This is a genomic window from Pseudarthrobacter sp. NPDC058119, assembly GCF_042884655.1.
Lineage (GTDB): Bacteria > Actinomycetota > Actinomycetes > Actinomycetales > Micrococcaceae > Arthrobacter.
The window spans coordinates 43276-62469 of the sequence record NZ_JBHVTN010000004.1; the positions used below are offsets into that span (position 1 = coordinate 43276).

Consider the following 19194-nt stretch of genomic DNA (forward strand, 5'->3'; position numbering starts at 1 on the left):
AGGAACTTACATAGAATGAAAGAATGGCGACGACGACTTCCACCACGGCCGGCCCGGCAGAAGAGGGCCCCAAGTCCTCGAACATGCGCTCCCTTTCGAGGGCCATGGAGGTCTTCGCCGAGCTGCAGCGGGCCGAGCGGCCGCAGCGGCTCAGTGATTTGGCGCGGAACTGCGGCATGAGCCTGCCCACCACGTTGCGGATCCTCCGGGTGCTGCAGGATTTCGGCATGGTGAGCCAGAAGGACAAGTCCTACCGGATCGGCCCGGCCGTGCTGCCGGCGGCAAAGAGTTTCCTGGAGAACGATCCACTGGCGGTCGCGGGCCGCCCGGTCCTGCAGCAGCTCGCAACCCAGACGGGAATGTCTGTCTCCTTGCACACCAGGCTCGGTTTTGAGCGGATTCTGGTGGCAAGGGTTCAAGGTGAAGCGCCCATGCAGTATGACCTGCCCTTGGGTAAGCGCCTCCCGCTGACGCGCGGTGCGGCGGGAAAGATTCTGATCGCGGGCGCCACTGACGCTGAACTCGAACAGGTGGTAGCGGCCGCGATTGCCTCCGGTCACGAGGAGCAGGGATTTACTGTGGAGGAACTGAAGTCGCGGCTGCCCGAGCCCGGCTGCGACTACGCCTATTCTGCGAATGAGCGCGTGATCGGCGTGCTCTCCGTAGGGGTGGCATTGACGAATAGAGCCGGCCGCGCCAACGAATCAATGGCGTTGAACTGCCCTGCGGAGGCGACGACCGAGGAGAAAATCAAAGCCAACGTCCCGGAACTGCGCCGTGCCGCCAGCCGGCTCTCGGAGCTGCTCGAGGGCTCCGTCTACTGACCCCCTGGCCACCTACCGCACCAACAAGGCGGACGAGGGCGTCACGCACGGCATCCTTTCGGCGCGCCTGGGGCGGGGAAGCCCCGGAAACCCGGCGGCCGCCGTCGTCCGCTGCCCAAAACCCTGCCCGGCCTGACGCGGGGCGGCGGCAATCAGTCCAGCTGCACCCCGCGGAGCAGCAGGAGCGTCCCTCCCACCACAGCTGCCGACGCCAGGAACACGCCGCCCGCGCCGAGTCCGGCGGCAACGACCCCGATGGCGCTGGGCAGGACCACCTGGCCCACCCGGTTTCCGGCGAGCCGGAGCGCCAGCGCCCGCCCCCGCTGCCCGGCAGGGGCCTGCGCGGAAAGCCAGGACATGGTCAGCGGCTGGCCGATGCCCAGGCCCAGCCCCAGCACGGCCATCACCACAAAGAGCAGCCACGCCGGCATGGGAATGGCCGCCGCCGCCAATGCCGCGGTGGACAGGGCCAGGCTGACCACCAGCAGCCGCATCCGGCCGATCCTCCGGGACACCCTGCCCAAAAGGAGCCGCGACACCATGGAGAAGACGGCGCGGACGGTCAGCATGGCGCCCACGGTGGCCGCTGTGAGTCCCCGGTCGGCGCCGAGGGCCGGCAGGTAGACCATGGTCAGGTCCACCACGGCGAGGACGGTGGCGCTGGTGGCGAGGGCACGGGCCACGCCGGGCGACTTCAGCAGGGATACGGCACTGCCGCTGGGTCCGGGCCCGCCGGCCTTCTTCCTCCCGCCGCTGACGTGGGCCGGGACAACGAAGGTGGTGGCAAAGAGCACGAGGCCCATGGCGACCGAAAGGAGGAAGATCGCATGCGTGTCGGGACGGATGGAAGCGCCGCCCACCAGGGAAATCGCCAGCGGCCCGAGGGCCTGGCCCAGGGACGCGGCGAACGTCAGGTATCCGAACGCGGAGTCCATCCGGGACGAGGCGGCATTGTTGGCCACCACCGCCTGCTGCCCCACCACGCAGGCCAGTTGTCCGGCGCCCAGCAGCGCGGTTCCGATGACCAGGGCCACGATCGAGGAGCCCCACAGCAACAGGAAGGCTGAGCAGGAAAGGACGACGGCGGACCCGATCGCCATGAGCCGGCGCTCACCCAGGCGGTCCACCAGGCCGCCCGTGGGCACGGCGAGCAGCAGCGGAAAGACAGCGTAGCTGGCGGCGAGGAGGCCCAGGGCGAAGCCGGGGACATCGAGTTCGAGCGCACGGTAGGTGGCGGCTGGGCGGACCAGGAACGTGACGGCCTGGATCAGCGCGGAATGGACCAGCAGGGCCGTGGACGTCCGGCGCCCGAGTTCACCGATCATGCGCCCGCGGCGGTGCTGGCACCGGTGGCGCCGGAGATGGCCCGCACCGCAGCGTCCCGGGCGCCCATCACATGCTCGAACGCGATGGCGGCAGCCTTCTCCGGATCGCCGCCGGCAATGGCTTCCACCAGGGTCCGGTGCTGGGCCAGGGCCTGGTCCCGGCGCTCCTGCGTGCTGTTGGTGAAGTGCCGGTACCGCTCCATATGGCTCGAGATCTGGCCGTGGAAGCGGCGGGCCCAGGAGTTTCCGGCGATTGCGGCGATCTTTGCGTGCAGCGCCATGCCCTGCTGCATGGCGTCGTCGGCGAACGTCACCATCGCGGCATTGCGTTCCAGGATGCCGTGCAGGGCTTCGATATCGTCCGGCGTCGCTTTCAGGCAGGCGTTGCGTGCCATCAGTGATTCGATGGCCGCGCGGACCTCGTACAGTTCCGAGATGGCGCCTTCGTCCAGTGCCGGCACCAGTACCCCGCCGGTGGGCTGCTGCTCCAGGAGGCCTTCGGAGATCAGCCGCCGGATGGCCTCGCGCAGCGGCGTCCGGCTCACCTGCAGAGCCGACGCCATCGCTGGTTCGTAGATACGCTCCCCTGGTTTCAGCTCCAGGCCCAGGATGCGGCGCTTGAGCTCGGCGTAGACATAATGGGCCCCGGTGTTCCGGGCGGGTGACTCTGGCATCGTGTGGACCTCCAGCAGTCATCATACTTGTATACAACTATGCACTTGTGCACCCGCGGCGTCCGCACCTCTTCCTCGGAGGTTCCAGCGGGGCACGAAGAAGGGGCAGCAGCCGCTGCCCCTTCATCGTTTCCTTATCGTCCGGAATCAGGCCCGATCCGCGGTGCGCCCGGCCTCCCGCTCCTCAAGATCCTCCAGGGACGTGCCCCTGGTATCGGAGGACATCAGGGTGGCCACCGCCGAGACAAGGCAGATGCCGAGCGTGGCAAGTCCGATGGTCAGCGGGATGTTGCCGGAGCCCGGAGGGGCGATCGCCGTGAAGATACTCGGGAAGAACGACGCGATCATGAGGCCGATGTTCTGCGACACCGCGAAGCCGGTCACGCGGATCCGCATGGGGAACTGCTCCTGGAAGAACGTGGCGAACGTGGCGTTCCACATCTGGAAGAAGATGCCCTGCACAATCACCACGCAGACGAAGACCAGCGGCAGGCTCCCCTGCTCGATCGCCCACAGGTATCCGGTCACCAGGACGCCGCCCACTATGCCGCCGGCCGCCATCAGCATCCGCCGGCCTATCCTGTCCGAGAGCGCGCCGAACATCGGAATGGTCACCACGGCTGCGACGTTGGCCACCAGCGTCACCCACAGGAACTCGCTGCTGGAGAAGCCGTTGCCGTAGCCCTTCTGCGTGGCGTAGGAGACGCCGAAGACCAGCGTGGCCATGCCGATGACATTGGTGAAGGTCATGAGGATGCAGCGGACCAGGTCGCCGGGGCGGGTGCGGAGGAGCTCAACGAGCGGGAAGCGCTGCCGGGCCGGCGCCGCTCCGGACTGCGCGGCGTAGGCAGGGGGTTCGGTCACCCTGCGGCGGATGAGGTATCCGGCGAAGATGACGACGGCGCTGAGCAGGAACGGGATGCGCCAGCCCCAGGAGCCGAACTGGTCAGCCGGGAGGAGGGCGGCGAGCGGCAGCAGGACGGCGGTGGCGAGGATGGATCCCACCTGCGTGCCCTGGAGGCTGAAGCTGGCGAAGAAGCCGCGCCGGGCGTCCGGCGAGTGTTCAACGATCATCGCGCTGGCGCCGCCCAGTTCTCCGGCCACCGCGAAGCCCTGGATCAGCCGGAGGATCACCAGGAGGGCGGGCGCAAGGAGGCCCACCTGCCCGTACGTGGGCAGGAGTCCGACCGCGAAGGTTGCGAAGCCCATCAGCAGCATGGCGAAGACGAGCACCTTCTTGCGCCCATGCCTGTCACCATAGGCACCCAGGACGACGGCGCCTACCGGGCGGGAGACGTAGCCCACCGCATAGGTTGCCAGGGAAGCAATGATCCCAACGGTGGGGTTCTCCGCGGGAAAGAAGATGGCGGGGAAGATCAGCGTGGCGGCCAGCGAGTACAGCGCGAAGTCGTAGTACTCAAGTGCGCTTCCGATCCAGCCGCTCAGCGCCGCTTTCCGCGGGTCCCGGGAGCCGGTTGCGCCTTCCAGGCGTGCATGGACGACGCGGGTTGGGGTGGTGCTCATGCTGCTTGTATCCTTCGTCTTCATTGGCAAGGAACCGGACCGCTAATGGCACTGGAGGCCGTGGCGGCGTCTGCGCCCGCGTCCCGCCGAAGCGGGGGCTCGGGCAACAGCTCTTGAATCGATTCATCCAATATAGAAGGTGACCTGGGTTACGTCAACGGGCAAGCGCTATCCCGCGTGCTTGCAAGCGCCTCGACGCTCTGCCTGCTACCGGCTGGCGTAGTAGGCCGCGGCCATGTCCTGCTTGGTCCGGCCCTGTTCTGCCACCCGGTCCAGCCTGGCGGCGAACGCTTCGGCGCCGTCAAGCTTGAGGCCCTGTTCAGCGGCGGCATCGACGATCAGGTGGGCATCCTTGCGGGCGGTGTCCACGGCGAAGGACGCCGGCTCCAGTCCGTCGTCCTGGATGAGCCCCATCTTGGTGCGCAGGTAGGGAAGGTCCAGGCCGCCGCCGTCGATCACGTCGAGGAACTGCTGCGGATCGACGCCGAGCGCCCCAGCCAGGGCCACCACCTCACCGGCCGCATTGGAGGCGGCAATGACCCAGCTGTTCACCACGAGTTTCAGCCGGGTGGCGGACCCTTCGGCGGGGTCCTGCCCGGTCCAGATGGCCCGGGCCCCGATGGCATCCAGGACCGGCGCCACCCGCTGGCGTACCGCATCAGGTCCGGCGGCCAGCACCAGGAGCTGGCCGGCCTCAGCAGGCGCCCGGGTGCCGGAAACGGGCGCCTCCACCAGGTCCAGGCCGAGCTCTGCGGCCAGTTTGGCCAGGCCGGGGACGTCCTGGACGCCCACGGTGGTGGACTGCACCCAGGCCATGCCGGGCCGGATGCCGTGGGCCGCAGCCCGCATGACCTCTTCCACCGCGGCAGCGTCGTAGAGCATGGTCAGGACCACGTCGGCCGACTCGACGGCGTCAGCCGGGTCAGCGGCGCTCCGGGCACCGTCAGCAGCCAGGGGTTCAGTTTTGGCCGCGTCCCGGTTCCACACCGAGACGTCATGGCCGGCCCGCAGGAGGTTCCGGGCCATGGCCGCTCCCATGATTCCCGTGCCGAGCACTGCGACTTTGAGCTTGGTATCCATCGGGTCGTTCTCCTGGCTGCGTTGAGTTTTGCGTAGACCTACTCAACGTCTCCATGATTTGCCGACTTATTCAAGCCAAGGCATTTCGGCACGCACCCGCCCGGGCGGAATGTCTGTGCCCCGACCTAGACTCGTACCCATGAGCGACAGCAACCAGGAAACCATCGGCAGCCCCGAACCGGAACCGAACGCAGGCCTCAACAGAGACCCGGAAGACTGGGTGACCGGGGACGAACCCATGACGGCGGCCCAGCGCAGCTACCTCGATACCCTTGCACGCGAGGCTGGGGAGGAACTTCCCGCAGACCTGAGCAAGGCCGACGCGTCAAAGCACATCGACCGGCTGCAGCAGCGCAGCAACCGCGTGGGCGGCGACGGGGACAGCAGCGCCGGTAGCTAGGAACGGCATAAGGGCGACGCCGACAGTGACGGCGGCACCAAAGGCACCGCCGTCAGGGGACCAGGGTTTGTCCGGGCCGGCCAGGCCATGTGTCTGCCGGAGGGACCTACCAGGCCTGGTGTTCGCGGGTGAGGCCGAAGGGGACGGCGTCGCTGAGGTCCACCGTGAACTTGTCGGCGCCATGGCGGGTCACCAGGATGCCGTGGCGGCGGCCAAGGAGCGCGTGGGCCTTGGCGGCTGCGACGGCGGCGTCGAGCTCGGTGTCCATGCTGTGGCGGTCGGAGACGGTGAGGGTCAGGGGGAAGTTCATGGAATGTTGCCTGTGTCTTTCAGGGGATGGGTGGGCAAACCCCGCCCAGCGCTCCCCCTGGCTGCATAGGCGGCAGGCGCTGTCGCGCCTCGACCCATGGTGCCTGAGGGAAAATGTGCCAGCAACTTTAGATAAATGACGCAGGTCAGCGCCTTGGGCACCACCATTTGTCCTGACAATTACTGGCCGCAGGGCGCTGTCAATTAGAGTTGAAAGGGAGTGGGAGCCGTTTTCCGGGGCTTCCATCTCCCTCCGAACCCCGCCCCGCGGCCCACCCGAGCCATTATTGCGCGACCGCTGACTGTGCAACGACCTGACAAGGATTCCGCCATTTCCACCGACGCTCTCTTCGGCAATCTGACCAGGATCCGCAACGTCATCCTTCCAGCTCCCGTGCGTGGTGCACTGGACTCCGGACGCGGCCTGCTGGGCGGCTTCATCGTGGTGCATCTGGTTTTCCTGGTGTTCGCCGCTTCGCTCTCCCTGCGCGGCGAGGCCTTCAGCGATACCTTCATCTACCGCGAATGGGCCATGGCCGGCTTCAACGACGCGAACTTGAGTGGCGGCCCCAGCCCTTGGGTCTATCCCATCCTGGCCCTGATTCCCATGGCCATTGCAGGCGTCGCGGGGCCGGGACCGTTTTTCTTCCTCTGGGTCCTCATGACAACGCTCCTCAACGGCTGGGCGCTGCTGAAACTCACGGAGCGCGGACGGAACGCCAACGCCATCCCGGCCGGCTGGTGGTGGCTCGCCTTTACCTTCCTCATGGGATGGCTGGGTTTTGCCCGTGTTGACGGCCTCACCGCCCCGTTGGTCCTCGTTGCCCTGGCGTACGGCGTCCAGCGCCCGTTCATCGCCTCGATCCTGCTGGCTGTCGGCACCTGGGTGAAGGTGTGGCCGGCGGCCATCATGCTGGCCCTCTTCGCGGTGGTCAAGAACCGCCTGCTGGTGGTGCTGGCAGGAATTGCGACGACGGCCGGCGTCGTTGCGCTGGCGGCAGCCCTGGGCAGCGTCCCCAAGCTGCTGAATTTCCTCACCCAGCAGGGCGACCGGGGCATGCAGCTCGAGGCCACGTTCACCACCCCGTGGCTGTGGCTTTCCGTCCTGAACGTGGGCGGCTCCCGCATGTACATGAACACGGACATCAACTCCATGCAGGTGGATGGTCCGGGCACCGCCACCATGTCCGTGCTGATGCAGCCGCTCCTGGTCCTGGCCGCCCTGCTGGTGGCAGGCCTGGCCTTCTGGGCGCTCCACAACGGCAAGCAGCACAAGGTTGCCGGCGGCGTGGACCGGACCGAGCTGCTTCTCGCCGGCGCCCTGGCCCTGGCCGCCGCCTTCGTGGTGTTCAACAAGGTGGGTTCGCCCCAGTTCATGGTCTGGCTGGGCCCCGCCGTCGCGGTCGGCCTGGCGCACAGCTGGCGCGAATGGCGCATCCCGGCACTGATGCTGATCGCCATCGCCATGGCCACCTACTTCATCTATCCGCTCTTCTACGACGCCCTCAGCCACAACAACCCGTGGATGGCACTGGTTCTGACCATCCGCAACATCCTGGTGGTGGTCCTGTTCCTGTGGAGCGTCCGGCGCCTGTATTCACTGGGCAAGAAGACCGCCGCACCCGCCCCCGCGCTCAAGGAGACCTGAGATTTCCACAAGGTTCTTTGACCGTTTGGTGACGGTCCGCAGCAAAGTCCTGCCGGCCAAGGTGGTGGACTGGTTCGCCCGTCCCTCCAGCGTGTGGTGGGGTTTCGCCGTCGTCCATCTGTACTTCCTGGGCTGGATGGCGTCCTTCTTCCTGAACGGTGAAACGTTCAGCGACACCGAGCAGTACCGGCAGTGGGCCATGGCCGGGTACAACCCGGCGGACCTGACCGGGAAGATCAGCCCCTGGGTCTACCCGGTGCTGGCGCAGATCCCCATCTTCCTGGCGAACATCGCCGGGCCAAGCCTCTACCTGCTGGTGTGGTTCCTGATCATCACCGCGCTCAACGCCGTCGGCCTGCTCTACCTCACCCGCGGCCCGCGGAAGGTGACGGGCGTGGCCCCGGCCTGGTGGTGGCTGTTCTTCACCGTCTTCATGGGCTACCTCAGCTTCGCCCGGGTGGAAGGCATCACCGCACCGATCGTGCTGATCGCACTGCTCTACGCCGCCGAGCGGCCCGTGGTGGCAGGCATCCTGCTCAGCATCGCCACGTGGATCAAGGTGTGGCCGGCGGCGGTGCTGGTGCCCATTGTCATCGCCAGCCACAAGCGCGTCCAGGTGGTGGTCGCCGGTGCCGCCGTGACCGCCGTCGTGGGATTGGGGACCTGGCTGACCGGCGGCCTTCCGCACATCATGGACTTCCTCCTGAACCAGGGCGAGCGCGGCATGCAGCTCGAGGCCACCTTTTCCACGCCGTGGGTCTGGCTGAGCGTCTTTCACATCGCCGGCTCGAAAATGGCGGACAACACGGCCATCAACTCCACCGAGGTCTACGGGCCCGGAGCCGGTACCGCGGCGTTCCTGATGCAGCCGCTGCTGGTCCTGGCCGCTGTCACTGCAGCCATCCTGCTGGTGCGCGCCATGCGCCGCGGTGCCGAACGCGAGGAGCTGTTCCTCGAAGGCTCGCTCATGATGGTCACCGCGTTCATCGTGTTCAACAAGGTGGGCTCGCCGCAGTTCATCGTCTGGCTGGCGCCGGTGATCATCGCCGGCCTGACCCACGACTGGGAGCGCTGGAAGGTGCCCGCGGCCCTGCTGATGGGCATCGCCATGACCACCTTCGTGATCTACCCGCTGTTCTACACCCCGCTGATCCACGCCCACCCGGTCATGGCAGCCATCCTCACTACCCGCAACGTGCTGCTGGTGGTGCTGCTGTGGTGGTCGGTGAAGCGCACGGCGGAACTGGGCCGCAAGGCTTCCACCCGGGTGCCCGCGGGCGCCTAAACGTTTACGGGGCGGCCGCCGGGCTAGCGGCTTTCGGACCGGTCGACGGCGGCGGGGGCCTGGGGTGCGGCACGGCGGCGTGCCGCCCTGCGCTCCACCGCCCACTGCCAGCCCCGCCGGCCCAGGTCCAGCGGCCGGCCCTCGATGAGCAGCTTCCGGGTGTGGACGTCCAGCACCAGCAGGTAGAACGTGAAGGCCAGAGCGGTGAAGAACGCCAGGGACGACGCGTCGATGGGCAGTTCCACGAAGGACCAGACCGAAAGCTGGTCCTGCGCGCCGAACACCACGAAGAACGTCACCCCCACGTACAGCGAGCGGATCTGCCAGTCGTCCCGGATGCCGGTCACCGCCAGGAACGGCAGGAACCAGAGGATGTACCAGGGCTGGATGATGGGTGAGAGCATCACCACGGCGGTGAACGCCAGGGCCATCCGGCGCACGGCGCGGGAGTAGTCACCGCGGAACATCAGCAGCAGGACCAGGGCAATGGCGGCCCACTTCATGGCGGTCCGCAGCCAGGTGGCCAGCGTTCCGCCCGGCAAGCCCAGGGCGTTGGCGAGCATCTCCACCTGCTGGCCGATGAAACCGGACGGCGAGTAGCCGGTGTAGCCGGGAGTGGGGTCCATGATGGCCCAGGTCCAGCCGATGCCCAGGTTGTAGGGGATGCCACTGAGGGCCAGCACGCAGAAGCTGATGGCCGCCGTCGCGCCCCACGTAAGGAACTTCCGCGGCCAGGAGGCGGACGGTCCCGCCCACATGACACCGATGAACGGCAACAGCAGCACGGTGATGGGCTTGATGCCCACGGACGCAGTGACCAGGAGGATGCCCAGCAGGTAGCGGCGGGTGGCGGCAAGGTAGACACCGGCGACGGCGAGCCCCACCATGAGTGCGTCATTGTGGGCGCTGGCGATGAAGCTGATGAGGAAGAGCGGGTTGGCCACGGAGATCCACAGGGCCCGTGCACCGTTGATGCCGTGCAGTTCGGCCAGCTTGGGTACGTAGATGACACAGAGCAGGACGCCGACGCCGGCAAGGAGCCTGAAGAGCAGGACTGACGCGTCGGGCTGGGCACCGGTCAGCCCCACCACAGCGCGCGCCAGCCACAGGAAGTACGGGCCGTAGGGGGTCCTGTTTTCCGCCCAGGCGGGGTCGGCGCCCAGGGCAAACCAGTTGTTGAGCGTGGAAATACCCACTTCGTAAGGGTTCTGGCCCTCCTGGACCAGGCGGCCCTGGCCGGTGTAGGCGTAGACGTCGCGTGAAAAGACGGGGACGCAGAACAGCAGGGGCAGTGACCAGGCCGAAATGGCGATGACCACGGACCGCAGCGAGGACTGCCCCCAGTCCCCCAACCTCTGGCCCAGCCGCAGCCAGGAGCGCATCAGGAGCATGGCACCGGCCGTGAGCAGCACGGTGGACACGGCCACACCCCACCCTTCGGTGCGGAGCGCGATCACCACCGGCTGGCGGATCATGGGCGACCCGTTGGCGATCCAGCCGGTCCCGATGGAGCCGACGAACATCATCAGGGCGCCGATGAAGCCTTCGATGGTGGCGAGGTAGGCACGGCCCCTGGCAGGCGCGGAGGCGTCGACCGGTTTACCCGGCCTGCTCTCCGACGTCTCGAGGTGTGACCCGCCTGCCGTCATGATTGTGTGGTCCCCTACTTTGATACGGCTTTGGTTGCACCGGCTCTATAGGCCGCCCTGCAACCCGGTCATTTTATCAGCCGCGCTTACTGCTGCCCGGGGGCATGACCGGGCGGCAAGGCACAGTTTGGCAACAGCGGCCGCTTCCCTACCGTGCGCGCAGCAGCGCCAGGAACTCATCGGCCATGCCGAGTTGTTCCTCCAATTTGGCCCGGCGCTTCGCCGCCTCTTCGATAAACCCGTTCAACTCGGACCTGATGTCCTTCACGTCCTGGCCCGGTTCGGCCGCTTCAAGGGCGTCAATGACCTTCAGGAGCCCGGCCATGGCTTCGAGCGTGAACCCCAGCGGCTTCATCCTGCGGATCAGCAGCAGCCGGGTGAAGTCGCGTTCGGTGTAGAGGCGGAATCCACCCTCCGTCCTGCCCGAGGGTTTGAGCAGGCCCACCTCGTCGTAGTGGCGGATGGTGCGCAGGGACATCTGCGAACGGTCCGCCAGTTCGCCGATATGCATTGTGGCCACCACTTCTTCGGCGGTCATCTCTTTCACCATCACGTCACCAATCCTGCCCAACCCTCACGTTAGGGTAGTGTTGCATGCGCAGCCGGGAGTCACCGGCCCTTTTCTCTCCACCCCAATTGTCTTCCATGGCAGGGCTGGACCCTTGCGCACCGTTGCGCGCACAACGTTGCCCACCCGCTCTTTCCCGAGAGCCAAGTCCCTGGAGCCGCTCCTTGGCCGTCGCCGACCGCCCCCGCCCCGCCCGGCAACCGAATTCTGCCCTGGCCGCGCTCCGCTCTCCGCGGCAGCTGACCCGTGAGGTCCTCGCCGGCATGGTCACCACGCTCGCGCTCGTCCCGGAAGTCATCTCGTTCTCGATCGTGGCCGGGGTCGATCCAATGGTCAGCCTGGTCGCTTCCATCGTGCTTGCCCTGGCGATGTCCATCCTCGGCGGACGGCCCGGCGTCGTGACGGCTGCCGCGGGCTCGGTGGCCCTGGTCATCGCCCCGCTGGTCCACGAGCACGGCGTCCAGTACGTCCTGCCCGCGGTGCTGCTCGCCGGCGTCATCCAGGTGGTCTTCGGACTGGCCGGGCTTGCCCGCCTGATGCGGTTCATCCCGCGCTCGGTGATGATCGGGTTCGTCAACGCTTTGGGCGTGCTGATCTTCATAGCGCAGGTGCCGCACGTCCTCAATGTTCCCTGGCTCGCCTACGTCCTGTTCGCCGTAACGCTGGCCATCATCTTCATCCTTCCCCGCTTCACCAAGGTGGTCCCGTCGCCGCTGGTGGCCATCGTCGTCGTCACCGCGATCGCCATCCTTGCCGGCCTTGCGGTTCCGAACGTCGCCGACGAGGGCCCCCTCACCGGCCACATGCCGGGAATCACCCCGTTCCTTGTTCCGCTTGATGTTGAGACGTTCCGGCTGGTGCTGCCCACGGCGCTAAGCGTGGCGTTCGTCGGCCTCATGGAAACCCTCCTCACAGCAAAACTGGTCGATGACATCACGGAGACGCCCTCGCACAAGGGCCGCGAGTCGTGGGGCCTGGGCGTCTCGAACATCCTGGCCGGTTTCTACGGCGGCATCGCGGGCTGCGCCATGATCGGCCAAACGGTCCTGAACGTGAAGACCGGGCAGGCGCGCACTCGAATCTCAACGGTGGTGGCCGGGGTGTTCCTGCTGGCCTTGGTGACGGGGCTGAGCTCGATCATGGGGCAGATCCCCATGGTGGCCCTCGCCGCCGTCATGATGGTCGTGGCCGTTACCACCGTGGACTGGCACAGCGTCAGGCCGTCCACCCTGAGGCGGATGCCCGTGCCGGAGACGGTCGTTATGGCTGTCACGGTGGCTGTTGTCGTGTTCACGGGGAACCTTGCCTACGGCGTGCTGGTGGGCGTCATCCTGGCAATGGTGCTGTTCGCCCGCCGGGTGGCGCACGTCATCACCGTCGGGCGGAAGCTGGCGGACGACGGCGGGAGCGTGCGTTACGAGGTTGTGGGGCCGCTGTTCTTCGGCAGCAGCAACGACCTGGTGGAGCATTTCGCGTACGGTGACGATCCCGCCTCGGTGACCATCGACCTTACCCGCGCCCAGATCTGGGACGCGTCGACAGTGGCCGCCCTGGACTCCATCGAGACCAAGTACGGGCTCCACGGAGCCACCGTGGCCATTGAGGGCCTGGATGAGCGCAGCACCGGCTTCCACCGGCGCCTTACCGGCCATTTGGGCGCCTGAGAGCAACGACCTACTGGGCGGCGTCGAATCCCGCCAGCAGGCGACGGGTAGCTGTCTCCATGTGGGAGCTCATGGTTGCTGTCACGGCACCGGCATCCCTGGCAGTCAGCGCTTCGTAGATTTTGGTGTGCTCCCTCAGCGCGGCAGCAGCATGCCCTTCGTCCGTGAGGGCCCGGTCCACCCAGATCCGCAGCAACGAGCGGATGCTTTGCAGGAGTTCCTGGAGCACCTGGTTCCCGGAAGCCGCGGCGATTTCGCGGTGGAACGAAGCGTCGGCCTCCACGAAGGCCGTAAGGTCGTCAAGCGTGCGTTCCATCGTGTCCAGGTTCGAGCGCATCCGCTCCAGCGCCTCGTCAGTGATGCGTTCGGCGGCCAGCTGGGCAGCCTGGACTTCCAGGCCGCTGCGCAATTCAACGAGCTCGCGCGTGCGGGGCGCCCCAAGCATGAGGCCCCAACTGAGCGTCCGCGGCAGGAGCTCGGAGACGCCGTCGCGCAGGTAGGTGCCGGAGCCGGGACGCACCACCACGATGCCCAGGATTTCCAGGGCGGCAAGGGCTTCCCGCACTGCCGAGCGGCCCACTCCCAGGGATGCGGCCAGTGTCCTCTCGGCGGGCAGCCTGGTGCCCGGGGCGATGTCGCCGCTGGTGAAAAAGGCGAGCAGGCGCTCCGCTACTTCCGACACCACGGAGCCCTGTCCCACGGAGCCCAGGGCGGCGCTGATCTTGGCCGTCGCGGCGGCGGATTCTACGGACACCCCCCAAGCGTAACAACTGGTTGACCACGCCGGACGGCCCCAGAGGACCACCTACGGGATTGCCATCGGAGGATAACCAGTCAACCGGTTGACCAATTCTGGTTTCAGTCCTATGGTGGAACTCACAGCTTCAGCCGCCGCGGAACCCCAAGCCCGCGTGCACATGAGACAGCCCCACGCCTCCAGTGACGGATGCGGCCGGGACACCAACATCTAGGAGTCAACGTGGACACCACACAATCGGTGGTCGAAAAATCCGCAATCAGGAAAGTGGCGATCCGGCTTGTCCCGTTCGTCGCGCTGATGTTCTTCATCAACTACCTCGACCGCACCGCCATCTCTTTCGCCGGCCCCAACGGCATGAACAAGGACCTGGCCCTTAACGCCGCCCAGTTCGGCTTCGCCTCTGGCGTCTTCTTCATCGGCTACATCCTGCTGGAGGTACCCTCCAACCTGGCACTGCACAAGTTCGGCGCCCGCCGCTGGCTGGCCCGCATCATGGTCAGCTGGGGCATCGTCTCCCTGCTGTTCACCTGGGTGGCCAACGTTGAGCAGCTTTACATCCTGCGTTTCATCCTCGGCGTGGCCGAAGCCGGCTTCTTCCCCGGTGCCATCCTCTTCCTGAGCCTCTGGGTTCCTGCCCGGCACCGCAGCAAGATCCTGGCCCTGTTCTACCTGGCCCAGCCGCTGACCACCGTTATCGGTGCCCCGCTGGCCGGCATCCTCATCCAGCAGCACGGCCTCTTCGGGCTCGAAGGCTGGCGCGTGATGTTCCTCGGCGTTGCCATCCCCGCCATCCTCATCGGCATCGTTTCCTGGTTCTACCTGGCCGACTCCCCCGCCAAGGCCAAGTGGCTCACGGCCGAGGAAAAGACCTGGCTGACGGGCGCGCTGGAGAGGGAAAAGAACGAAACCGCCGCGGGGAACAAGCACGTCAGCGTCCGCACCGTCTTCGGCAACGGCCGCGTGTGGATGCTCTCCCTGATCTACTTCGGCTTCATCTACGGCCTCTACGCCCTCGGCTTCTTCCTGCCGACCATCATCTCCGGCTTCGAAGGCATCTACGGCACCAAGTTCGACGTCTTCCAGAAGGGCCTGATCACCGCCATCCCGTACCTGCCGGCAGCCGTTGCCCTGTACTTCTGGTCCAAGGACGCCACCAAGCGCGGCGTCAAGACCTGGCACATCGCAGTACCGGCCCTGGTAGGCGGCCTGAGCATCCCGCTGGCACTGTTCGCCGGCTCCCCCGCAGCCACCATCGCCGTCATCACCATCACGGCAATGGCCATCTTCGCCGCGCTGCCCAACTTCTGGACGGTCCCCACGCAGTTCCTCACCGGCGCAGCGGCGGCAGCAGGCATCGCCCTGATCAACACGGTGGGCAACCTGGCAGGCTTCAGCGCCGGCTACATCACCGGCTGGCTCAAGGACTGGACCGGCGACTACACGGTGCCGATGTTCGTGGTGGGCGGCTTCATGCTCCTGTCCGCCGTCCTGATGGTGGCCCTGAGCCGCTCCGGCCGCGTCGCGGAGGGAATCCAGGCAGAGGCCCTGGACCCGGCCGCCGCCGGCCAGCACGCCGAGCCCTAAGCGGAACCGCACCGAAAAACCCGGGGGCGCCTTCCTTGCCCGAAGGCGCCCCCACACCAACCACTGCCCCCAGACCCTTCCCCAGCTAGGCCCAGGAGCTTTTCCCATGACCCGCCTGTTCAACGAACCGTCAGCCTTCGCTGACGAAATGATCGAAGGCTTTGTCGCCTCCCACGGACGCTGGGTTAGGCGTGTTTCCGGCGGTGTTGTCCGCAACACCAGGAGCGCCCCGGACACGGTGGCCCTGGTCATTGGTGGCGGCTCCGGCCACTATCCCGCCTTCGCAGGGCTCGTGGGCCAGGGCCTGGCACACGGCGCCGCCATGGGCAACCTCTTCGCGTCGCCGTCCGCCCAGCAGGTGTACAACGTGGCCAAGGCCGCCGACAACGGCGGGGGCGTTCTGCTCGGATACGGCAACTACGCCGGCGACGTCCTGCACTTCACCCAGGCCCAGGAAAAGCTCCGCCGGGACGGCATCGACTGCCGCAGCATCGCCGTCACTGACGACGTTTCCTCTGCCCCGATCGAAGAGCACACCAAGCGGCGCGGCATCGCCGGAGACCTCACCGTGTTCAAGGTGGCGGCCGCCGCCGCCGAGGCCGGCTACTCGATGGACCAGGTGATGGAGGTCGCCGAACGCGCCAACCACCGCACCCGCTCGTTCGGCGTCGCCTTCACCGGCTGCACCCTCCCAGGCGCGGACACACCGCTGTTCTCCGTCCCTGAGGGCCGGATGGCGGTAGGCATGGGCATCCACGGTGAGCCAGGCATCGAGGAAACAGGCATTCCGACGGCGGACGAGCTCGCCGGACTGCTGGTGGGCAAGCTCCTCACCGAGGTACCCGACGGCGTGGACGCTACGGGAGCCCGCGTGGTGCCGATCCTCAACGGCCTGGGCAGCGTGAAGTACGAAGAGCTCTTCGTGGTGTACCGCCGCGTGGCCCAGCTCCTGTCCGGGGCCGGCCTGGAGGCGGTGGACCCGCAGGTGGGCGAACTGGTCACCAGCTTCGATATGGCCGGTACCTCCCTGACCCTGTTCTGGCTCGACGACGAACTCGAGACCCTCTGGAACGCCCCCGCCGACGCACCCGCCTTCCGCCGCGGCGCCGTCACCGCCGAAGCGCTGGAAGAGGCGGCGGCCGAGGCGGCCGACGTCGAACTTTCCGTCCCGGAAGCAACCGCTGAATCCCGGGCCGGCGCGGCCCGGGTCCTCGCGGCGCTTGGCGCCGCCAAGGATGTGGTGGACGCCAACGCCGCTGAGCTGGGACGCATCGACGCGATTGCCGGCGACGGCGACCATGGCATCGGCATGGAGCGCGGCGTCCGCGCCGCCGTACACGCCGCGGCAGACGCCGTCGGCCGCGGAGCCGGTGCGGCCACCACCCTCTACTTCGCCGCCGATGCCTGGGCCGACAAGGCCGGCGGCACGTCCGGTGCACTGTGGGGCATGGCCCTGCGCGCCGTCGGTGACGCCGTGGGTGACACCAAGGCGCCCGACGCCGGTGCTGTCGCCGCCGGAGTGGCCGGCGCCGCAGCCGCGATCATGGACTTCGGCAAGGCCAAGGTGGGCGACAAGACCCTGGTGGACGTGCTGGTCCCCTTCCGCGACGCCCTCACCGCCGGCGTCAACAGCGGCAAGCTGCTGCACGACGCGTGGGGTGCGGCCGCCACCACCGCCCATGAGGCTGCCGAGGACACCGCCAACCTGCTGCCCCTCATGGGCCGCGCCCGGCCGCACGCCGAGAAAAGCTTAGGCACCCCTGACGCCGGCGCCGTGTCCATGGCCCTGATTGTCCGGGCCATCCACAACACCCTCAGCCAGAACACCACCATCAAGGAGAACGCATGAGCACCAAGCTGCGCCTGGTCATCGGGGCCGACGACGCCGGCTTCGACTACAAGGAAACCCTCAAGGCCGACCTGGAAGCCTCCGAACTGGTCGAATCCGTGACCGACGTGGGGGTGGACGCCACCAGCCACACCCCCTACCCGTCCGTGGCCATCGCCGCCGCCGAACTCATCGCTGCCGGCAAGGCCGACCGCGCCCTGCTGGTCTGCGGCACCGGACTCGGCGTCGCCATCGCCGCCAACAAGGTCCCCGGCGTCCGCGCGGTCACCGCCCACGATTCCTTCTCCGTGGAGCGCGCTATCCAGTCCAACAACGCCCAGGTCCTCACCTTCGGCCAGCGCGTCGTCGGCCTGGAACTCGCCCGCCGCCTGGCCAAGGAATGGCTCACCTACACCTTCGACGAAAGCTCCGCCTCGGCGGAGAAGGTCGCCCTGATTAAGGACTACGAGGGTGTCACTTCCTGCTAAGAACCCCCAAGCGATCATCGGCGTCAGCCTGAAGATGTACTTCGGCTACACCCGCTCGGTGGACTACTGCCGCGACGTTGCCGCCATCGCACTCGCCCACCCCGCGGTCCAGAACGGCGACATTGAACTGTTCGTCCTGCCCATCCTCCCAGCCCTGCCCGAAGCCGCCCGGATCCTGGGGCCAGCCGGCGCAGCCACCGGGGCACAGGACATCTTCTGGGAGGACGAGGGCGCGTTCACCGGTGAAGTGGGCGGCAAGACGATCGCAGAAATCGGCGGCCGGTACGCCGAGGTGGGCCACGCCGAACGCCGCCGGATCTTCGGCGAGGATCACCGCACCATCGGGCTGAAGACCGCTGCCGCCTACCGCAACGGCCTCACCCCCGTCCTCTGCGTCGGGGAACTGCACCAGGGTTCCGTGCAGGAAGCCATCGCGCACTGTTCGGCGGAGATTGACGCAGCCCTGAACCGTGCTTCGTCGCTGGCGCCCGCCGGCCGGACCATCGTGGCCTACGAGCCGCAGTGGGCCATCGGCGCCCCCGAACCTGCCACACCGGAGTACATCAGCGCCGTCACCACCGGACTGGACGCGCACCTGCGCAGCCTCCCGGGCCAGGACACCAGCCGCGTGATCTACGGCGGCAGCGCCGGTCCGGGCCTGATCACCCAGCTGGATCCCGCCGTCGCCGGTTTGTTCCTGGGCCGCTTTGCCCATGACCCCATGGCACTCAAGACCATCCTTGACGAGACGGCGGCGCGGCTTGCGGCTGTGGGGGTGGCGGCATGACCTCACGAATAGGCCTCAGCAGCTACGCGTTCTTCTGGCAGCTCTCGGACAAGGTCTCCGCGCCCCTGAACCTCCATGACGCCCTGAAGCGGACGGCGGAACTGGGCGTGGACCTGTTCCAGGTCTGCGACTACGCACCGCTGGAGGAGATGGACGACGCCGGCCTTGCCGCCGTACGTGCCACCGCGGACCGGCTGGGGATCAGCCTTGAGCTGGGCACCAGAGGGATCCGCCCGGAGCACCTGCGGAAGTTCCTGCACATCGCGGGAATCCTGGGATCCCCGCTGCTGCGGACCATGTTCAACACCCCGGGCCACACCCCCACCACGGAGGAAGCAGCTGCCATCTTCAAGGAGGTGCTGCCCGAGTTCGAGGGCGCCGGGGTGAAGGTCGCGGTGGAAACCTACGAACAGGTCCCCACCTCCCGGGTCCTGGACGTGATCCGCGGCGTGGACAGCCCGTACCTGGGGATCTGCAGCGACCCCGCCAACACCGTCGCGGCGCTGGAGATGCCGCGTGAGGTGATTGACGCCGTCGCGCCCTATGTCCTGAACATGCACATCAAGGACTTTGCCTTCAGCCGCAAGGACGGATGGGTGGGGTTCACCTACTCCGGCGCCCCGCTCGGCGAAGGCCTGCTCGACTACGGGTACATGGCCGGGAAGATCCGGCCGCACGAACGAAACATCAACCAAATCGTCGAACACTGGCTGCCCTGGCAGGACTCCGAGGCGGAAACCATCCGGCTCGAAAACCAGTGGACCCGGCAAAGCATCGAATTCCTAAGGAGCAAGTGA

General features: G+C 67.3%; 18 protein-coding genes. 10 read left to right on the forward strand and 8 right to left on the reverse strand.

What is annotated here, in order from left to right; genetic code table 11:
* Nucleotides 1-23: 23 nt before the first annotated feature.
* Nucleotides 24-824 carry an IclR family transcriptional regulator gene (locus ACFVTD_RS10170; RefSeq protein WP_387561862.1) on the forward strand — a complete coding sequence of 267 codons (801 nt, stop codon included), beginning with the start codon at nucleotides 24-26 and terminating at the stop codon, nucleotides 822-824.
* A gap of 152 nt (nucleotides 825-976) precedes the next feature.
* Here the strand turns inward: ACFVTD_RS10170 and ACFVTD_RS10175 are convergent, their stop codons facing one another.
* The 4 genes from ACFVTD_RS10175 to ACFVTD_RS10190 all read right to left on the reverse strand — a co-directional run bounded on the left by ACFVTD_RS10175 (nucleotide 977) and on the right by ACFVTD_RS10190 (nucleotide 5427).
* Nucleotides 977-2149 (reverse strand): MFS transporter, encoded by a 1173-nt coding sequence (locus tag ACFVTD_RS10175; RefSeq protein WP_387561865.1) that lies wholly within the window; start codon nucleotides 2147-2149, stop codon nucleotides 977-979.
* A complete protein-coding gene (locus ACFVTD_RS10180; RefSeq protein WP_387561868.1) occupies nucleotides 2146-2823 on the reverse strand; it encodes a GntR family transcriptional regulator in 678 nt (225 codons plus the stop codon). Before ACFVTD_RS10180 ends, ACFVTD_RS10175 begins: the two co-directional genes overlap by 4 nt.
* Before the next feature lie 147 nt (nucleotides 2824-2970).
* The gene (locus tag ACFVTD_RS10185; RefSeq protein ID WP_387561871.1) at nucleotides 2971-4347 is read right to left on the reverse strand and encodes an MFS transporter; all 1377 of its coding nucleotides are present in this window, start codon (nucleotides 4345-4347) and stop codon (nucleotides 2971-2973) included.
* Between the two features lie 207 nt (nucleotides 4348-4554).
* Nucleotides 4555-5427 carry an NAD(P)-dependent oxidoreductase gene (locus tag ACFVTD_RS10190; RefSeq protein ID WP_387561874.1) on the reverse strand — a complete coding sequence of 291 codons (873 nt, stop codon included), beginning with the start codon at nucleotides 5425-5427 and terminating at the stop codon, nucleotides 4555-4557.
* 139 nt (nucleotides 5428-5566) lie between these two features.
* Between ACFVTD_RS10190 and ACFVTD_RS10195 the strand changes: the two genes are divergently transcribed.
* Complete coding sequence (locus ACFVTD_RS10195) at nucleotides 5567-5827, forward strand: DUF3072 domain-containing protein (protein ID WP_387561877.1); 261 nt, start codon at nucleotides 5567-5569, stop codon at nucleotides 5825-5827.
* A gap of 106 nt (nucleotides 5828-5933) precedes the next feature.
* Here the strand turns inward: ACFVTD_RS10195 and ACFVTD_RS10200 are convergent, their stop codons facing one another.
* On the reverse strand, nucleotides 5934-6137 hold the full coding sequence (locus ACFVTD_RS10200) for a hypothetical protein (RefSeq protein WP_387561880.1): 204 nt from the start codon (nucleotides 6135-6137) through the stop codon (nucleotides 5934-5936).
* Between the two features lie 357 nt (nucleotides 6138-6494).
* Here ACFVTD_RS10200 and ACFVTD_RS10205 point away from each other — a divergent pair, with 357 nt between their 5' ends.
* Nucleotides 6495-7784, forward strand: a complete 1290-nt coding sequence (locus ACFVTD_RS10205) for a glycosyltransferase family 87 protein (RefSeq protein ID WP_387562671.1) — start codon at nucleotides 6495-6497, stop codon at nucleotides 7782-7784.
* A gap of 28 nt (nucleotides 7785-7812) precedes the next feature.
* The gene (locus tag ACFVTD_RS10210; protein WP_387561883.1) at nucleotides 7813-9069 is read left to right on the forward strand and encodes a glycosyltransferase 87 family protein; all 1257 of its coding nucleotides are present in this window, start codon (nucleotides 7813-7815) and stop codon (nucleotides 9067-9069) included.
* Nucleotides 9070-9092: 23 nt separating this feature from the next.
* Here the strand turns inward: ACFVTD_RS10210 and mptB are convergent, their stop codons facing one another.
* Nucleotides 9093-10718, reverse strand: coding sequence for a polyprenol phosphomannose-dependent alpha 1,6 mannosyltransferase MptB (mptB, locus tag ACFVTD_RS10215; protein WP_387561886.1), 1626 nt, complete (start codon nucleotides 10716-10718; stop codon nucleotides 9093-9095).
* Between the two features lie 148 nt (nucleotides 10719-10866).
* On the reverse strand, nucleotides 10867-11268 hold the full coding sequence (locus tag ACFVTD_RS10220; RefSeq protein WP_387561888.1) for a MerR family transcriptional regulator: 402 nt from the start codon (nucleotides 11266-11268) through the stop codon (nucleotides 10867-10869).
* 182 nt (nucleotides 11269-11450) lie between these two features.
* Here ACFVTD_RS10220 and ACFVTD_RS10225 point away from each other — a divergent pair, with 182 nt between their 5' ends.
* Entirely contained in the window at nucleotides 11451-12950 is a 1500-nt protein-coding gene (locus tag ACFVTD_RS10225; RefSeq protein WP_387561891.1) for a SulP family inorganic anion transporter, read from the forward strand.
* 10 nt (nucleotides 12951-12960) lie between these two features.
* Here the strand turns inward: ACFVTD_RS10225 and ACFVTD_RS10230 are convergent, their stop codons facing one another.
* A complete protein-coding gene (locus ACFVTD_RS10230; RefSeq protein ID WP_387561893.1) occupies nucleotides 12961-13704 on the reverse strand; it encodes a FadR/GntR family transcriptional regulator in 744 nt (247 codons plus the stop codon).
* 225 nt (nucleotides 13705-13929) lie between these two features.
* Between ACFVTD_RS10230 and ACFVTD_RS10235 the strand changes: the two genes are divergently transcribed.
* The 5 genes from ACFVTD_RS10235 to ACFVTD_RS10255 all read left to right on the forward strand — a co-directional run bounded on the left by ACFVTD_RS10235 (nucleotide 13930) and on the right by ACFVTD_RS10255 (nucleotide 19194).
* On the forward strand, nucleotides 13930-15294 hold the full coding sequence (locus ACFVTD_RS10235) for an MFS transporter (protein ID WP_387561896.1): 1365 nt from the start codon (nucleotides 13930-13932) through the stop codon (nucleotides 15292-15294).
* A 106-nt stretch (nucleotides 15295-15400) separates the two neighbouring features.
* Nucleotides 15401-17143: a dihydroxyacetone kinase family protein gene (locus ACFVTD_RS10240; RefSeq protein WP_387561899.1), complete on the forward strand. Its 1743-nt coding sequence runs from the start codon at nucleotides 15401-15403 to the stop codon at nucleotides 17141-17143.
* The gene (locus ACFVTD_RS10245; RefSeq protein ID WP_387561901.1) at nucleotides 17140-17610 is read left to right on the forward strand and encodes a ribose-5-phosphate isomerase; all 471 of its coding nucleotides are present in this window, start codon (nucleotides 17140-17142) and stop codon (nucleotides 17608-17610) included. The genes ACFVTD_RS10240 and ACFVTD_RS10245 overlap by 4 nt, the downstream gene beginning before the upstream one ends.
* Nucleotides 17594-18397: a triose-phosphate isomerase family protein gene (locus ACFVTD_RS10250; RefSeq protein WP_387561904.1), complete on the forward strand. Its 804-nt coding sequence runs from the start codon at nucleotides 17594-17596 to the stop codon at nucleotides 18395-18397. Before ACFVTD_RS10245 ends, ACFVTD_RS10250 begins: the two co-directional genes overlap by 17 nt.
* Nucleotides 18394-19194, forward strand: coding sequence for a sugar phosphate isomerase/epimerase family protein (locus ACFVTD_RS10255; RefSeq protein ID WP_387561907.1), 801 nt, complete (start codon nucleotides 18394-18396; stop codon nucleotides 19192-19194). The genes ACFVTD_RS10250 and ACFVTD_RS10255 overlap by 4 nt, the downstream gene beginning before the upstream one ends.

Coding starts and splice junctions, on each gene's coding strand:
- ACFVTD_RS10170 (WP_387561862.1), top strand. CDS start 24: ATGGCGACGACGACTTCCACCACGGCCGGCCCGGCAGAAGAGGGCCCC.
- ACFVTD_RS10175 (WP_387561865.1), bottom strand. CDS start 2,149: ATGATCGGTGAACTCGGGCGCCGGACGTCCACGGCCCTGCTGGTCCAT.
- ACFVTD_RS10180 (WP_387561868.1), bottom strand. CDS start 2,823: ATGCCAGAGTCACCCGCCCGGAACACCGGGGCCCATTATGTCTACGCC.
- ACFVTD_RS10185 (WP_387561871.1), bottom strand. CDS start 4,347: ATGAGCACCACCCCAACCCGCGTCGTCCATGCACGCCTGGAAGGCGCA.
- ACFVTD_RS10190 (WP_387561874.1), bottom strand. CDS start 5,427: ATGGATACCAAGCTCAAAGTCGCAGTGCTCGGCACGGGAATCATGGGA.
- ACFVTD_RS10195 (WP_387561877.1), top strand. CDS start 5,567: ATGAGCGACAGCAACCAGGAAACCATCGGCAGCCCCGAACCGGAACCG.
- ACFVTD_RS10200 (WP_387561880.1), bottom strand. CDS start 6,137: ATGAACTTCCCCCTGACCCTCACCGTCTCCGACCGCCACAGCATGGAC.
- mptB (WP_387561886.1), bottom strand. CDS start 10,718: ATGACGGCAGGCGGGTCACACCTCGAGACGTCGGAGAGCAGGCCGGGT.
- ACFVTD_RS10220 (WP_387561888.1), bottom strand. CDS start 11,268: ATGGTGAAAGAGATGACCGCCGAAGAAGTGGTGGCCACAATGCATATC.
- ACFVTD_RS10240 (WP_387561899.1), top strand. CDS start 15,401: ATGACCCGCCTGTTCAACGAACCGTCAGCCTTCGCTGACGAAATGATC.
- ACFVTD_RS10245 (WP_387561901.1), top strand. CDS start 17,140: ATGAGCACCAAGCTGCGCCTGGTCATCGGGGCCGACGACGCCGGCTTC.
- ACFVTD_RS10255 (WP_387561907.1), top strand. CDS start 18,394: ATGACCTCACGAATAGGCCTCAGCAGCTACGCGTTCTTCTGGCAGCTC.